Origin of the sequence: Serratia sp. CY82433, from assembly GCF_052166535.1 — a bacterium.
Classification (GTDB): domain Bacteria; phylum Pseudomonadota; class Gammaproteobacteria; order Enterobacterales; family Enterobacteriaceae; genus Serratia; species Serratia sarumanii.
The window spans coordinates 204,224-220,217 of the sequence record NZ_JBJNOR010000003.1 but is presented as its reverse complement, the minus strand read 5'-3'; the positions used below and the strand labels follow the sequence as shown (position 1 = coordinate 220,217).

Here is a 15,994-nt window from a genome sequence, read left to right as displayed (position 1 = left end):
TCCGGTCGGTGCCAGTTACACGTTTCGTTCACATTCGTGAAACAATGCCGTTTATTTACACAGGATGTGGCCCTATAATCGAGTGCCAGTTAAGAATAATTGAGGGATCCAATTGCGCTCATTGAGTGGTGATCTGTTGCTGCAGCGCCTCGGCGAGCAGCCCGATGACAAGCTGCACAAGCGGCTTTACAACGCGATCCGCACCAGCATTCTCGACGGCAGCCTGCCGCCCTCCAGCCGCTTGCCCGCCTCGCGCGATCTGGCGCAGGAGCTCAGCCTGTCCCGCAACACCGTATTAACCGTTTATGAACAACTGTTGGCGGAAGGCTACGTATCGGCGCGCGCTGGCAGCGGCACCTTCGTCGCCGACACGGTGCCGGACAGCTGCCTCTCCACCGGCGGCGCGCCGGCCGACGGCAGCGGGCAACCGCGGCGCGTCGAACTGTCCGAGCGCGGCGCCACGCTGCTGCACCACGCCAGCGCCAGCCCCAAACAGTGGGGGGCGTTCATTCCCGGCGTGCCCGACGTCAACGCCTTTCCCCATCAGCTGTTCAGCAAGATCCAGGCGCGCCTCAGCCGCCGCCCGGCGCCGCAGCGGCTGACCTACAGCAATCAGGGCGGCAGCCCGGAGCTGCAGCATGCATTGGTGGAGTATTTACGGGTGGCGCGCTCGGTGCGTTGTTCGCCGGAACAGATCCTGATCACCGAGGGCATTCATCAGGCGATCGATCTGGTGACGCGCATGTTGTGTAATCCGGGGGATGACGCCTGGATCGAAGAGCCGGGCTATTGGGGGATCCGCAATATCCTGCGCATCAATGCGCTGAACATCTGCCCGCTGGCGGTGGACGAAGCCGGGCTGGTGCCGCCGGAGCAGCCGACCACCCCGCCCCGCCTGATTTTCGTCACTCCGTCGCACCAGTATCCGCTCGGCTCGGTGATGAGCCTGGCGCGGCGCCAACGGCTGCTGGCGCTGGCGCGCAACGCCGGCGGTTGGATCGTCGAGGACGATTACGACAGCGAATTCCGCTTTTCCGGCCAACCGATCCCGGCGCTGCAAGGGCTGGAGGCCGACGCGCCGGTGATTTACATCGGCACCTTCAGCAAAACGCTCTATCCGGCGCTGCGCCTCGGCTATGTGGTGTTGCCGCCGCCGCTGGTGCAGGCGCTGAAAACCGCCCACGCCGAGCTGTACCGCGGCGGGCACCTGCTGATCCAGAGCGCGCTGGCGGAGTTTATTCAGGCGGGGCATTACACCGCGCATATCCGCCGCATGCGGTTGCTGTACGCCCGGCGGCGCGCCTTCCTGACCGGCTTGATCGAACAGCACCTCGGCAAACAGGCGCTCAGCGAGTTCAACAGCAACGCCGGGCTGCATCTGATCCTCAACCTGCCGGACGAGGCCGACGACGTGGCGATCGCCGCCGCCGCCGGCGCGCGCGGGGTGCTGGTGCGGCCGCTGTCACGCTACTACATGCAGCCCAACCGCCGGCGCGGCCTGCTGATGGGGTTTGCCTGCGTACCGGAAGAGCAGATGGCCGCCGCCTTCACCCAGCTGCTGGCGTGCATCAACGCGCCCGAAATGAAAAAGGCGGCTCCTTAGGGCCGCCTTCGCGCGTTACCAGGCCTGAAGCCGCCAACCGTCCGCCTGCCGGTGCAGACGGTGCGTCGGCCGCAGCGCCTGCAGGAAATCTTCGTCGTGCGACACCACCAGCATCGCGCCGGGGAAATCCGCCAGGGCGGTTTCGATCGCCAGCGACGACGCCAGATCCAGGTGGTTGGTCGGTTCGTCCAGCAACAGCAGCTGCGCCGGTTGCCGCCGCCACAGCGCGCAGGCCAGCGCCGCCTTCAGCCGTTCGCCACCGCTCAGCGAACCCAGCGGCAGCGCGATGCGATCGGCGCCAAGCTGCAACTGCGCCAGCCGGGTGCGCAACGCGCCTTCCACCAGCGGCGAATCCTGCAGCCCGAGATGCTCCATCACCGACAGGCTCGGGTCGAGCTGCGACAGGGTTTGATCGAGATAGGCCGTCGACAACGGACAATGACAATGGCCGGCAAGCGGCGCCAGCTGGCCGAGAACGGTCTTCAGCAAGGTGGACTTGCCGCAGCCGTTAGGGCCGGTCAACGCCACGCGCATCGGGCCGTCGATCCGCAGATCCAGCGGCGGCGCGCTGACGAACGGCAGCTGCAGCTGTTCGAGCACCAGCACCTGCTTGTTCGCGCTCACTTCGCTGCCCGGCAGCGCCAGCAACACCGGCTGTTCCTCTTCCACCCGCTGATAGGCCTCGCGCACCGCCGCATCGAGGCTGTCGCGCTGGTCCTGATGCTGTTTGCGCAGCGTGCCGAGGCTCTCCTTCGCCGCCGATTTGTAGGCCACCCGCTCGAAAGAGGCGATATTGAGCGTATCGACGACGCGCAGCGTTTGCGCCGAGCGCCGCTGGCTCATGTCGTGCTCTTTCTGCTGACGCGCGCGGGTGCGGCGGCGCTCCTCGCGCGCATGCTCCAGATCGGCGCGCGCCGCCTGCTGCTCCGTGTCGCGCTGGCGGCGGTAGTCGTCGTAGTTGCCGCCGTAGCTGCGCAGCGCGCCGGGCGTCAGTTCGACGATGCGCTCCATACGCCCCAGCAGTTGCCGGTCATGGCTGGCGATCAGCAGCCCGCCCTGCCACCGCTCCAGCTGCTGATACAGCCAGGCGCGCCCGGCGCTGTCGAGGTGGTTGGTCGGTTCGTCCAGCAGCAGATAATCCGCCTCCCCCAGAAAAGCGCCGCACAGCGCCGCGCGCATTCGTTCGCCGCCGCTCAAATCGCATGCGGATCGCAACGGATCGAAGGCCGGCAGCCCGGCGGCGGCGAAGGCGCTTTGCAGGCGATCGTTGAGATCCCAGCGCCCTTCCAGACGATCGATGTCGTCCGCCAGCGGCAGCCCCTGCTCGATGCGCGCCAGCGCGGCGAACACCTCGCCGTAGCCCAGCAGCTGCGCCAGCGTGGTGTCGGCCGCGATCTCCGGCTGCTGCGCAACGTAAGCCAATGCGGCATGGGATTCGACGTGCCCGTTGCCCGGCCGATCCAGCCCGGCGATCAGGCGCAGCAGCTGGGTTTTGCCGACGCCGTTGCGCCCTACCAGGCCGCAGCGCTGCCGATCGAAAGCGAGATCCAGCGGGCCGAACAGCGTTTCGCCGTCAGCAAATTGGCAGGTCAGTTGATGTAAAACGAAATAAGGGGACTGCGCAAAATGAGCCATAAGCACTCCTGAATGAGATCAAAACATCCCCACAGGGCGCGGGAGCGCACGGCGTGGGACCAGATATCAACAGGTGTGGTTGTTCATTTTCGGTTATGGCTCCGCAGAGAGAAGGAATTTGCAACGCGCAAAGGTTAACCGATCTTTTGTTCGTTATGCAAACAGTGTCTGAGATTCATGACGTCTATCACATTCGGCGCAACGCAGATTCCCAAGCGGCGCGACAACGGCTAGATTTATCTCATCCGACCACTTGTGTTCACATAATTATAACAACGGGCCCCGATTTCACCCGATGGAGAGTGCAATGAGCAATTACCCTCACCTGCTGGCGCCGCTGGATCTCGGCTTCACTACCCTGAAAAACCGGGTGCTGATGGGATCGATGCATACCGGCCTGGAAGAGCTGCCCGACGGCCCGCAGCGCCTGGCCGCGTTCTATGCCGAGCGCGCCGCCGCCGGCGTGGCGCTGATCGTCACCGGCGGCATCGCCCCGAACGAACAGGGCGTGGTTTTTCGCGGCGGTTCGATCCTCAACAGCGAGGAGCAATTGCCTCACCACCGCCCGGTGACCGAAGCCGTCCACCGGGCGGGCGGCAAAATTGCGCTGCAGATCCTGCACACCGGCCGCTACAGCTATCAACCCAAGCTGGTCGCCCCTTCCGCCCTGCAGGCGCCGATCAACCCGTTTACGCCGAGCGCGCTCAGCGAAGCGGAGATCAAGCAGACCATCGCTGACTTCGCCCGCTGCGCGGCGCTGGCGCAGCAGGCCGGCTACGACGGCGTGGAAGTGATGGGATCCGAAGGCTATCTGATCAACCAATTCTTGACGACGCGCACCAATCAGCGCGACGACCAATGGGGCGGCAGCTTCACTAACCGTATGCGCTTCGCGGTCGAGACCGTCAGGGCAGTGCGCCAGGCGGTGGGCGCGGAGTTCATTCTGATCTACCGGCTGTCGATGCTCGATCTGGTGGAAGACGGCTCCAGCTGGCAGGAGATCGAACAGCTGGCGCTGGCGGTTGAACAGGCGGGCGCCACGATCATCAATACCGGCATCGGCTGGCACGAAGCGCGTATTCCGACTATCGCTACCATGGTGCCGCGCGCCGGATTCAGCTGGGTGACCCGCAAGCTGATGGGCAAGGTCAGCATCCCGCTGATCACCACCAACCGCATCAACGATCCGGCGGTGGCCGAGCAAGTGCTGGCGGACGGCTGCGCCGACATGGTGTCGATGGCGCGTCCGTTCCTCGCCGACGCCGCCTTTGTGCAGAAAGCCGCCGAGGGGCGCGCCGACGAGATCAATACCTGCATCGGCTGCAACCAGGCCTGTCTCGACCAGATTTTTGAAGGCAAGCTGACTTCCTGCCTGGTCAACCCGCGCGCCTGCCGCGAAACCGAAATGCCTCTGACAATGACGGAGAAACCGAAAAAACTGGCGGTGATCGGCGCCGGCCCCGCCGGGCTGGCCTTCGCCACCACCGCCGCCAGCCGAGGCCATCAGGTGACGCTGTTCGACGCCGCCGAGCAGATCGGCGGCCAGTTCAACATCGCCAAGCAGATCCCCGGCAAGGAAGAATTCCATGAAACCCTGCGTTACTTCCGTCGCCAGCTGGCGCTGCGCGAAGTGACGGTCAGGCTGGGCGTCAAGGTCGAGGCGGCGGATTTAAGCGAATTCGACGAAGTGATCCTCGCCTGCGGCATCGTGCCGCGCACCCCGGACATCCCCGGCATCGGCCACGCCAAGGTGCTGAGCTATCTGGACGTGCTGCGCGATAAAAAACCGGTCGGCCAGCGGGTGGCGATCGTCGGCGCCGGCGGCATCGGCTTCGACACCGCCGAGTACCTCAGCCAGCACGGCGTGTCCAGCAGCCTGGATCAGGCGGAATTCAACCGCGAATGGGGCATCGACGGCCGCCTTGAGCAGCGCGGCGGGCTGGCGGCGCAAGGGCCACAGGCACCGCGCGCCGCGCGGCAAATCTACCTGTTGCAGCGCAAAACTAGCAAAGTGGGTGAAGGCCTGGGGAAAACCACCGGTTGGATCCATCGCGCCAGCCTGGCGATGCGCGGCGTGAAGATGCTCAACAGCGTCAGCTATCGGCTGATCGACGACGAAGGGCTGCACATCACCCGCGCCGAGCAGGACAGCTGCCTGCCGGTGGACACGGTGGTCATCTGCGCCGGGCAGGAACCGCGCCGCGAGCTGCAGCAGCCGCTGCTGGCGATGGGGAAAACCGTGCATCTGATCGGCGGCGCCGACGTGGCCGCCGAGCTGGATGCCCGCCGCGCGATCGATCAGGGGACGCGGCTGGCGATGGCGCTGTAAAAAAGGGGCGCACAGCGCCCCTGACATTGATGACAAACCTCATCCCCATGCCGGGTGGCAGAGAGCAGCGAATAGAAAACAAGGAAAATCAATTTATTGATTTTCGGCTGATAACCACAAAGGGGGAAAAACCACGCTTTTTCCCCCCTTTGTCAACAGCATGAGGGGCGCACAGCGCCCTTGGTCATCACGCTCAGCGACGCGCGCCGGATTTCACCGCTCTCAAGATCACGAACTTCTTGTTCGAGGCCACCAGCGTGCAGTTGCCGAACAGACGCTTGAGCTTCTGGTGATAGTCGAGGTGGCGGTTGCCGACGATGCGCAATTCGCCGCCCACCTGCAGACAGCGCTTGGCGTCGCAGAACATCTGCCAGGCGGTGTGATCGGTAATGGCGTGCTGCTGGTGGAACGGCGGGTTGCACAGCACCGCCTGCACGCTTTCGCGCTCGATGCCCGCCAGCGAATTGTTCACCTCAAACTGGCAACGATCCAGCTCTTGCGGCAGGTTGTGCTCCACGTTCAGTTCGCTGGAGGCCACCGCCATGTAAGATTCATCGACGAAGGTCACCTGCGCTTCCGGGTTTTGCGCCAGCGCCGTCAGGCCAATCACGCCGTTGCCGCAGCCCAGATCGACGATATGGCCGTTCAGGCCGCGCGGCAGATGCTCCATAAACAGGCGCGCGCCGATATCCAGGCTGCCGCGCGAGAAGACGTTGGCGTGGTTATGGATAAGCCAATCGGTGCCGTCCAGCGGCCAGTCGGTGGTTTCCGCCACCGCCGGCGGGACGATGTCCGCCGCCTGGCAGAAGATCAGGCGCGCTTTCTTCCACGCCAGGCTGGTGCGCGTCGGGCCCAGCACCTTTTCAAACAGCTGCATCGTCGAGGTATGTACGTCGCGCGCCTTGGCGCCGGCGACGATCAGCGTGTCTTCGGTCACGACGTGGCGCAGCGCGCGCAGCTGCTGCTCCAGCAGCGCCAGCGCTTTCGGCACGCGAATCAACACCACCGCCGGCGCCGCCGGCAGCTCGGCCAGGCTGTCCAGCAGCGTAACCTGCTCGGGATCCAGCCTGTTGAGCTTGAGGTTGTGGCGCGTCGCCAGCTGGCTCATGTAGGAGTCGCTGACGCTGTAAGGGCGATGCGCGTGCAGCGCACAGGCCAGGGTGCCGAAGTTATCGTTGAAAATCAGCACCGGACGGCCGCCGATATCTACGTTTTCAAGCTGTTGCAGCAGATATTCGTCCGCCGCTTCCCACGCCTGCAGTTGGGTGGATTCTTCCTGTTGGGGATAACGCTCCAGCTCAAGTTGCTGTGTTCCCAGATCGAGTTGGCTCATTGCCCCTCCTGACTGATAAAATTTGGGCTGTTTATCCCCTAAAAACGCCCGTCAGTAAAATGTTTTTTCGGATAAATTGCGTATTGCGCCGCGTATCTGAAAACCCGCGCTCCTTTTCTCCTTGAACAACATTAATCTTTCCCTCCCGAGCACCCATGTCGACGTTTTTTTAACCTGACGGGGTGTAACTTTAAATGTTACACTGCCAGTCCCTATGGAAGGGGGAAAGCATGATTAAATCTTTCCGCGATCGCTACCTGGAGCAGTTCTATCTGGGAGGCAGACGCAGCCGTCTGATCCCCGGTACGCTCGAGCGGCAGTTGGCCAGAAAACTCGATATGTTGACCGCCGCGCAGCAAGAGCGTGATTTGCATCACCCCACGGGTAACTATTACAAACGGCTATTCGGGCCATTTCAGGGGTGGTCAAGCCTGCGCGTCAATATGCACTGGCGGCTGATGTTCCAGTGGCGGCATGATGCCGCTGAAAAAATTTACCTCGATCCTCACCAAGATACCTGAACGAGGGGGAACCTATGTTGGAAACCACGACTCGCGAACCCACCACGGTGGGAGAAGTGCTGCAGGAAGAATATTTAACGCCGCTAGGCATCGGCCAGGAGGAACTGGCAAAGGTATTGGGCGTCACCCGCGCTACTGTCAATCGCCTGTGCAACGGGCATCGACGCATGAGCGTTGCCGAGGCCAATCTGTTTGCCGATCTGTTCGAAACGACCGCTGACTTTTGGCTAAACCTGCAGGCGGCACACGATCGCTGGGAAGCCAGACAGTCCGATGCGCAGCGTGTGCGGCTGCGGCCAATCAAAGAAATACTGGGGCGCAATATTACTCATGCATGACACCGAACTCGCCTACCTGCAAGGCTACCCAACGCATCTGCAAAGCCAGGTGCAGCAACTGATCCATCAAAACCGGCTGGGAGACGTGCTGCTGCAGCGCTACCCGCAGGTGCACGGCTGCACCACCGACAAGTCGCTGTATCAGTTTACCGTCGATCTGAAAAACCAGTATCTGCGCAACGCCCAGCCGCTGAGCAAGGTGGCCTACGACAGCAAGATCCACGTCATGAAGCACGCGCTTGGCCTGCACACCGCCATCTCGCGCGTGCAGGGCGGCAAACTGAAGGCCAAGGCGGAAATCCGCGTGGCGACGGTGTTCAAGGTCGCGCCCGAACCCTTTTTGCGCATGATCGTGGTGCATGAGCTGGCGCACCTGAAAGAGAAAGATCACAACAAGGCGTTCTACAGCCTGTGCTGCCATATGGAGCCGGATTACCACCAGCTGGAGTTCGATACCCGGCTGTATCTGACGCACCTTTCGCTGTTCGGCGAGCTGTATGCATAGCGAGTGAGGGCGTGATAATCTGCGGTTTTAGGCCTGGACCGGAGCTCGCCATGATTCGCTTTGCCGTCGTCGGCACCAACTGGATTACGGAACGTTTTATCGATGCCGCCCATGAAAGCGGCAAACTCAAGCTGAGCGCCGTGTATTCACGCTCGCTGGAACAGGCGCAGGCATTTGGCGCCAACTATCAGGTCACGCAGTTTTTCGACTCGCTCGAGGCGATGGCGCAGTCTGACGCCATAGACGCGGTGTATATCGCCAGCCCCAATTCCCTGCACTGCCCGCAATCGCTGCTGTTCCTGCGCCATAAAAAGCACGTGATCTGCGAAAAACCGCTGGTCTCCAACCAGCGCGAAGCGGAACAACTGGTCGCCTGCGCGCGGGAAAACCAGGTGGTGCTGTTCGAGGCGTTCAAAAGTGCCTATCTGCCGAATTTCCTGGCGCTGCAACAGGCATTGCCGAAGGTCGGCCGGCTGCGCAAAGCCTTTATCAACTATTGCCAATACTCTTCGCGCTACCCGCGCTACCTCGCCGGCGAGAATCCCAACACCTTTAACCCGCAGTTTTCCAACGGGTCGATCATGGACATCGGCTACTACTGCCTGGCCAGCGCGGTGGCGCTGTTCGGCGCGCCGCAGTCGGTGCTGGCCAGCGCCACGCTGCTCGATACCGGCGTGGACGCCCACGGCACCGTCTGCCTGAACTACGGTGATTTCGACGTCACGCTTTCCCATTCCAAGGTCAGCGACTCGGCACTCCCCAGCGAGATCCAGGGGGAAGAAGGCACGCTGATTATCGACAAGATTTCCGAGTGCCAGGGCGTGGCGCTGACGCCGCGCGGCGGCAACCGGCAGGACCTGAGCCAGACGCAGCACATCAACACCATGTTGTATGAAGCGCTGGCCTTCGCCGAGCTGGTTGAACAGCGTCAGGTGGAACATCCAGGGCTGGAAAATTCGCTGATCGTCGCCCGCCTGCTGACCGACATCCGCCGCCAGACCGGCGTCGTTTTCCCCGCCGACGGAGAATGAGATGAAACCGCTGCTCGTGATGCAAACCGGCGACGCGCCGCAGGCCATTCGTCAGGAATTGGCCAACTTTGAAGGCATGTTCCTGCAACAGGGCAACATCGACGCCGAACGCGCGCACATCGTGCATCTGCCCGCCGGCGACCGGCCGTTGCCGCCGGCCGCCTATTGCGGCGTGGTCATCACCGGCTCGCCGGCGATGGTGACCGAACGGCTGCCGTGGAGCGAGGCGGCCGCCGAATGGCTGCGTCAGGCGATGGCGATCAAACTGCCGCTGTTCGGCGTCTGCTACGGCCACCAGCTGTTGGCCTACGCGCTCGGCGGCGAAGTGGGCTATCACCCGCAGGGCATGGAGGTCGGCACGCTGGAGATCGAACTGCTGCCCGCCGCGGCCGACGATCGGCGGCTCACCCTGCTGCCGCCGCGATTCAAGGCCAATCTTATCCACTCGCAGAGCGTGCTGACGCCGCCCGCCGGCGCGCAGAAGCTGGCGCGTTCGCAGCAGGACGCGCACCAGATCCTGCGCTATGGCGATCACGCTCTGACCACCCAGTTCCACCCGGAATTCAACGGCGCGGTGATGAGCCAGTATCTGCAGTGGCTCGGCGAACTGCATCCCGAGCAGCAAGCCCGCTATCAACAGCAACAACAACAGGTTAGCGACACGCCGTTCAGCCGCCTGCTGCTGCAGGGATTCGTCGTCAGCCTCGGCGCGCAAAAAGCGATGGCCGGCTAACGCGATTCACGTTGACCGCCGACACATTTTGCATTACTTTCTGCTCTGCAAAGGGGAGTAACTTCATTGCCGGTCAATCGTCATTACGATGCGCAAGCATCCGGTTACCGGGCAACCTGATGTCAAAGGTGTAACCACCTTCATCAACGTTGTAAGTGAGACCTTGCCGGAAGGCGAGGTTTGCTTGCAGCGTTCACAGAGCGGCTGGCGTCTTCCGACGTTGGCCGTTTTTGTTTTTGAAGGATACCTCTGATGATGAATTCCGTTGGCACACCGTGGTTATGGGGCAGCTTCGCCGCCGTCATAGTCGTGATGCTCGCAATCGATCTCCTGTTGCAGGGCCGTAAAGGCGCGCACACCATGTCTATGAAGCAGGCCGCCAGCTGGTCGCTGGTGTGGGTCAGCCTCTCCCTGCTGTTCAATTTCGGTTTCTGGTACTACCTGAATGAAACCGCCGGGCGCGCCGTCGCCGATACCCAGGCGCTGGCCTTCCTTACCGGCTACCTGATCGAAAAAGCGCTGGCGGTGGATAACGTGTTCGTCTGGCTGATGCTGTTCAGCTACTTCGCCGTGCCGGCCAACCTGCAGCGGCGGGTGCTGATCTACGGCGTGCTGGGGGCGATCGTGCTGCGTACCATTATGATCTTCGCCGGCAGCTGGCTGGTCAGCCAATTCCAGTGGCTGCTGTATCTGTTCGGCGCCTTCCTGCTGTTCACCGGTATCAAAATGGCGCTGGCGAAGGAAGATGACTCGGCGATCGGCGACAAGCCGCTGGTGAAATGGCTGCGCAGCCACCTGCGCATGACCGACAACCTGGAAGGCGAGCGCTTCTTCGTGCGCCGCAACGGCATCCTGTTCGCCACCCCGCTGGTGCTGGTGCTGATCCTGGTAGAGCTGAGCGACGTGATCTTCGCGGTGGACAGCATTCCGGCGATCTTCGCCGTGACCACTGACCCGTTCATCGTCCTGACCTCCAACCTGTTCGCCATCATGGGCCTGCGCGCCATGTACTTCCTGCTGGCCAACGTGGCGGAGCGTTTCTCGATGCTGAAATACGGCCTCTCGGTGATCCTGGTGTTTATCGGCATCAAGATGCTGATTATCGACTTCTTCCACATCCCGATCGGCGTATCGCTGGGTGTGGTGGCGGGCATCCTGACGCTCACCTTGCTGATTAACGCCTGGGTCAATCGCCGCAACGATCGACTGGCGAATAAACAACCATAATCTGTTATCCGGGGCGCTAGTCGCCCCGTGATTGTTTGGCAATTCCCCCAAAACGCCAAACGTTATTGCGATCACACAAATGTAACCAGTATGTTATCAAGTGTTGATCCGCGCTTAGAATTTCACCTTCGCCTCTTTCCAACATCATTCGATTGCTGAATACTGATTCGGCAAACACACTTAGTTACAGAATCATATAAAGCCACCCGGCGTCGTTCCCGCCGCGGCGGCCAGATAACATCAGGAAGAAAGCACTATGCAAAAACTACTACAAAAGATCACGCAGGGTAGCCTGGTCAAACAAATCATGGTCGGCCTGGTGGCCGGCATTCTGTTGGCGCTGGTTTCGCCGGCGGCGGCCTCCGCCGTTGGCCTGCTCGGTTCCCTGTTCGTCGGCGCGCTGAAGGCGGTGGCGCCGGTGCTGGTGCTGGTGTTGGTGATGGCCTCGATCGCCAACCATAAACAGGGGCAGAAGACCAACATTCGCCCGATCCTGTTCCTCTACCTGCTGGGTACCTTCGCCGCGGCGCTGGTGGCGGTCGTCGTCAGCTTTATCTTCCCTTCCACGCTGGCGCTGAGCACCGGCGCGACGGACATTACCCCGCCGGGCGGCATTGTGGAGGTGATGAAGGGCCTGTTGATGAGCGTGGTGGCCAACCCGTTCCATGCGCTGATTAACGCCAACTACATCGGTATTCTGGCGTGGGCCGTCGGGCTGGGGCTGGCGCTGCGCCACGCTTCCGAAACCACCAAGGGGCTGATCAACGACATGTCCCATGCGGTCACGCTGGTGGTGCGCGCGGTGATCCGCTGTGCGCCGCTCGGCATCTTCGGCCTGGTGGCTTCTACGCTGGCGGAAACCGGTTTCGGCGCGCTGTGGGGCTACGCCCAATTGCTGATGGTGTTAATCGGCTGCATGCTGCTGGTGGCGCTGGTGCTCAACCCGCTGATCGTTTACTGGAAGATCCGCCGCAATCCGTATCCGCTGGTGTTCGCCTGCCTGCGCGAGAGCGGCGTCACCGCCTTCTTCACCCGCAGCTCGGCCGCCAACATCCCGGTGAACATGGAGCTGTGCAAGAAGCTGAACCTGAATGAGGACACCTACTCGGTTTCCATCCCGTTGGGCGCAACCATCAATATGGCCGGCGCGGCGATCACCATCACCGTACTGACGCTGGCGGCGGTAAACACGCTGGGCATCGCGGTGGACGTTCCGACCGCCCTGCTGCTGAGCGTGGTGGCCGCCCTCTGCGCCTGCGGCGCCTCCGGCGTGGCCGGCGGCTCGCTGCTGCTGATCCCGCTGGCGTGCAACATGTTCGGCATTCCGAACGACGTGGCGATGCAGGTGGTAGCGGTCGGCTTTATCATCGGCGTGCTGCAGGATTCGGCGGAAACCGCCCTCAACTCCTCCACCGACGTGCTGTTCACCGCCGCGGCCTGCCAGGCGGAAGACCAGCGGCTGGCGAACGAAGACCCGCTGAAGGTGCGTTAATCCCACCCTGGCTGCATTGCAAAGGCGCTCTTTCGAGCGCCTTTTTTGTCAGCCTTACAGCGTCACTCCGCTTTTAAAGATCGCCAGCTCGCGGAAATCGTTGGCTTCATTGCGCGCCGGACGGCCGTTGGCGATCTCGACGATCAGATCGACGAAGCGGCTGAGCAAGGTCTCCATCGCCACCCCGTGAACCAGACCGCCGGCGTCGAAATCGATCCAGTGCGGTTTCTTCGCCGCCAGCTCGCTGTTGGTGGCCAGCTTCACCGTCGGCACAAAGCCGCCGTACGGCGTGCCGCGCCCGGTGCTGAACAGCACCATATGGCAGCCGGCGCCGGCCAGCGCACTGGTCGCCACCGCGTCGTTGCCCGGCGCGCTGAGCAGATTCAACCCCGGCACGCGCAGCCGCTCGCCGTATTTCAGCACGTCCACCACCTGGCTCAGTCCCGCTTTTTGGGTGCAGCCAAGCGATTTCTCTTCCAGCGTGGTAATGCCGCCGGCCTTGTTGCCCGGCGACGGGTTCTCGTATATCGGCTGTTGATGGGCGATGAAATAACGTTTGAAATCGTTGATCATGTCGACGGTTTTGTCGAAAGTCTCCCCATCGCGGCAGCGGCTCATCAGAATACGCTCGGCGCCGAACATCTCCGGCACTTCGGTCAGCACCGTGGTGCCGCCATTGGCGATCACATAGTCGGAAAACCGTCCCAGCAGCGGGTTGGCGGTAATGCCCGACAATCCGTCCGAACCGCCGCACTCCAGGCCGAACTTCAGCTCGCTCAGGCGGCCCGGCTCGCGGCGATCGTGGCGCATCTCACGGTACAGCTCGTGCAGCAGCCCCAGCCCGGCCTCCACCTCGTCGTCCTGCTGTTGGCACACCATAAAGCGCAGCCGCCGCTCGTCCGCCATCCCCAGCGTGGCGCGAAAGGCCTCCACTTGATTGTTCTCGCACCCCAGCCCGATCACCAGCACCGCGCCGGCGTTGGGATGGCGCGCCATGTTTTGCAGCATGATGCGGGTGTTGGCATGATCCTGTCCCAGCTGCGAGCAACCGAACGGATGGCTGAACAGATGCACGCCGTCGATCCCCTCCGCCTGCGTTTGCTGCAAAAAGCGCTGCTGGATCTGGCGGGCGATGCCGTTGACGCAGCCGACGGTCGGCACGATCCACAGTTCGTTGCGGATCCCCACGTCGCCGCCGGCCCGGCGGTACAGCTGCACCTCGCGATCCGCCGCCTGCGGCGGCAACGCCGGAAACTGCGGCTGGTAACGGTAGCTGTCCAGATCGCTCAGGTTGGTTTTGGCGTTTTGCGAATGAATATGTTCCCCGGGCCCGATGGCCGCGAGCGCGTGGCCGATCGGCTGGCCATATTTGATGATGTCCTCGCCCTTTGCGATCGGGCCGAGCGCAAACTTGTGCCCGCGCGCCACCGGCTGCGCCAGTTGAACGCGCTCCCCGTCCAGCTCAACCGTTTCTCCGGCGGCCAGATCGCGCAGCGCCACCGCCACGTTATCCTGCTCGTGAATCTTTATCGTACTTTGCATAAACCGGTCCCAGATAACGGCTACGCCAGTTCAATGGCGAAATAGTTTTTGGCGTTGTCGAAACAGATGTTTTTCACCATCTCGCCCAGCAGCGAGAGATCCGCCGGCGCTTCGCCGTCCGTCACCCAGCGGCCGATCAGCTGGCAAAGAATGCGGCGGAAGTATTCATGCCGCGTATACGACAGGAAGCTGCGACTGTCGGTCAGCATGCCGACGAAGCGGCTCAGCAACCCGAGCTGCGCCAGCTGCGTCATTTGGCGCTGCATGCCGTCCTTCTGATCGTTGAACCACCAGCCAGAGCCGAACTGCATCTTGCCCGGCGTGCCTTCCCCCTGGAAATTGCCGATCATGGTGCCGATCACTTCGTTATCGCGCGAGTTGAGGCAATAGAGAATGGTTTTCGGCAGGCCGCCCTGCCGCGCCTGGGCATCCAGCAGCCGCGACAGCGGCTCCGCCAGCGGCCGATCGTTGATCGAGTCGAAGCCGATATCCGGCCCGACGGCGGCCAGCATGCGGCTGTTGTTATTGCGCAGCGCGCCGATATGGTACTGCTGCACCCAGCCGCGGCGCCGGTATTCGCCGGCCAGGAACAGCAGCACTGCGCTTTTGAACTGGGCGCTCTGTTCCGGGGTCGGCAGCTCGCCGTTCAGGCGGCGCAGCAGGATCGCATCCAGCGCCGCTTCGTCGGCCTCGCCGAACACCACCACGTCCAGCGCATGATCGGCCACCTTGCAACCGTGGGCGGCGAAGTGATCCATGCGCTTGTACAGCGCGTCGCACAGCGCGCTGAAGCGGCCGATGGCGGTGTCCGCCGCTGCCTCCAGCTGCCGCAGATAGTCGTTGAAGCCAGGCGCATCGATGGCGAAGGCCTTGTCCGGCCGCCAACTCGGCAACACCTTGATATCGAAGCTGTGATCGTCGGCGATCGCCCGATGATGGCGCAGATCGTCGATCGGATCGTCGGTGGTGCCGACCATTTTCACGTTCATCTGCCGCATGATGCCGCGCGCGCGAAACTCATCCTGCGCCAGCAGCGCATTGCCGCGCTGCCAGATCTCATCCGCCGTGGCCGGCGACAGTAGCGTTCCGGTGATGCCGAACGGCCGACGCAGCTCCAGATGCGTCCAGTGATAGAGCGGATTGCCGATGGTGTGCGGCACCGTGGCGGCCCAGGCGTCGAATTTCTCGCGATCGCCCGCATCGCCGGTGCACAGCCGCTCCGCCACGCCGTTGGTGCGCATCGCCCGCCATTTATAGTGATCGCCCCGCAGCCAGATATCGTAAAGGTTGCTGAAGCGGGTATTCTCCGCGATCTGCTGCGGCGGCAAATGGCAGTGGTAATCGAAAATCGGCTGGTCCGCCGCGTAGTCATGATACAAACGCCGGGCAAATTCGCTGTCCAGCAGGAAATCTTCGCTCAAAAACGTCGCCATCTCGGGCTCCTTACCTTACTTGCCGTGCGGCATGGGGATCGAATCACAAAAGTTATCACACCAATTTCAATGAGCGTCCAGCATATTTTTCTCGACGCCTGCCGTTTTGCTGTCCCTCAACCCCTTTTCTGCTCGTTTTTACGGCAAACTTGCGCCATAAATGCGCTATTTCATCGGCGACAGTATCGCTCAGGCGAATAATTCCTTTTGTGATATCACTCAACTTTTAAACCTGTATGACAGGTTATTGTCTCGCCAGCCGCATCGTCGGC

General features: G+C 62.3%; 14 protein-coding genes. 9 read left to right on the top strand and 5 right to left on the bottom strand.

Annotated elements, in window-relative coordinates; genetic code table 11:
• Positions 1-112: 112 nt before the first annotated feature.
• Complete coding sequence (gene pdxR / locus ACJ8PI_RS17285; protein ID WP_033654788.1) at positions 113-1,603, top strand: MocR-like pyridoxine biosynthesis transcription factor PdxR; 1,491 nt, start codon at positions 113-115, stop codon at positions 1,601-1,603.
• 15 nt (positions 1,604-1,618) lie between these two features.
• On the opposite strand, the gene ACJ8PI_RS17280 is transcribed toward pdxR, so the two are convergent.
• The gene (locus tag ACJ8PI_RS17280) at positions 1,619-3,238 is read right to left on the bottom strand and encodes an ABC-F family ATP-binding cassette domain-containing protein (RefSeq protein ID WP_164134669.1); all 1,620 of its coding nucleotides are present in this window, start codon (positions 3,236-3,238) and stop codon (positions 1,619-1,621) included.
• A 307-nt stretch (positions 3,239-3,545) separates the two neighbouring features.
• Between ACJ8PI_RS17280 and ACJ8PI_RS17275 the strand changes: the two genes are divergently transcribed.
• Positions 3,546-5,567, top strand: a complete 2,022-nt coding sequence (locus tag ACJ8PI_RS17275) for an oxidoreductase (protein ID WP_164134670.1) — start codon at positions 3,546-3,548, stop codon at positions 5,565-5,567.
• Between the two features lie 193 nt (positions 5,568-5,760).
• Here ACJ8PI_RS17275 and rlmG read toward each other — a convergent pair whose 3' ends face one another.
• The gene (gene rlmG, locus ACJ8PI_RS17270; RefSeq protein WP_164134671.1) at positions 5,761-6,900 is read right to left on the bottom strand and encodes a 23S rRNA (guanine(1835)-N(2))-methyltransferase RlmG; all 1,140 of its coding nucleotides are present in this window, start codon (positions 6,898-6,900) and stop codon (positions 5,761-5,763) included.
• Between the two features lie 230 nt (positions 6,901-7,130).
• On the opposite strand from rlmG, the gene ACJ8PI_RS17265 reads away from it, so the two are divergent.
• From ACJ8PI_RS17265 to sstT, 7 genes are all read left to right on the top strand, one after another.
• Positions 7,131-7,421 (top strand): type II toxin-antitoxin system RelE/ParE family toxin, encoded by a 291-nt coding sequence (locus ACJ8PI_RS17265; RefSeq protein WP_164134672.1) that lies wholly within the window; start codon positions 7,131-7,133, stop codon positions 7,419-7,421.
• Between the two features lie 14 nt (positions 7,422-7,435).
• Positions 7,436-7,759 (top strand): HigA family addiction module antitoxin, encoded by a 324-nt coding sequence (locus tag ACJ8PI_RS17260; RefSeq protein ID WP_033636093.1) that lies wholly within the window; start codon positions 7,436-7,438, stop codon positions 7,757-7,759.
• Positions 7,752-8,264, top strand: coding sequence for a M48 metallopeptidase family protein (locus tag ACJ8PI_RS17255; protein ID WP_033636094.1), 513 nt, complete (start codon positions 7,752-7,754; stop codon positions 8,262-8,264). Before ACJ8PI_RS17260 ends, ACJ8PI_RS17255 begins: the two co-directional genes overlap by 8 nt.
• A gap of 50 nt (positions 8,265-8,314) precedes the next feature.
• Positions 8,315-9,295: a Gfo/Idh/MocA family protein gene (locus tag ACJ8PI_RS17250; protein ID WP_103799136.1), complete on the top strand. Its 981-nt coding sequence runs from the start codon at positions 8,315-8,317 to the stop codon at positions 9,293-9,295.
• A 1-nt stretch (position 9,296) separates the two neighbouring features.
• Positions 9,297-10,028: a glutamine amidotransferase gene (locus tag ACJ8PI_RS17245; protein ID WP_164134673.1), complete on the top strand. Its 732-nt coding sequence runs from the start codon at positions 9,297-9,299 to the stop codon at positions 10,026-10,028.
• Between the two features lie 252 nt (positions 10,029-10,280).
• Positions 10,281-11,255: a TerC family protein gene (locus ACJ8PI_RS17240; RefSeq protein WP_033649013.1), complete on the top strand. Its 975-nt coding sequence runs from the start codon at positions 10,281-10,283 to the stop codon at positions 11,253-11,255.
• Between the two features lie 256 nt (positions 11,256-11,511).
• A complete protein-coding gene (gene sstT, locus ACJ8PI_RS17235; protein ID WP_033649012.1) occupies positions 11,512-12,747 on the top strand; it encodes a serine/threonine transporter SstT in 1,236 nt (411 codons plus the stop codon).
• A gap of 54 nt (positions 12,748-12,801) precedes the next feature.
• Here the strand turns inward: sstT and ACJ8PI_RS17230 are convergent, their stop codons facing one another.
• From ACJ8PI_RS17230 to ACJ8PI_RS17220, 3 genes are read right to left on the bottom strand one after another with little or no spacing between them, the layout of a single operon-like run.
• Positions 12,802-14,289, bottom strand: coding sequence for a UxaA family hydrolase (locus ACJ8PI_RS17230; protein WP_033654795.1), 1,488 nt, complete (start codon positions 14,287-14,289; stop codon positions 12,802-12,804).
• Positions 14,290-14,309: 20 nt separating this feature from the next.
• Positions 14,310-15,722 (bottom strand): glucuronate isomerase, encoded by a 1,413-nt coding sequence (uxaC, locus tag ACJ8PI_RS17225; RefSeq protein ID WP_164134674.1) that lies wholly within the window; start codon positions 15,720-15,722, stop codon positions 14,310-14,312.
• 55 nt (positions 15,723-15,777) lie between these two features.
• Entirely contained in the window at positions 15,778-15,945 is a 168-nt protein-coding gene (locus ACJ8PI_RS17220) for a hypothetical protein (protein WP_154067248.1), read from the bottom strand.
• Positions 15,946-15,994: the final 49 nt, after the last annotated feature.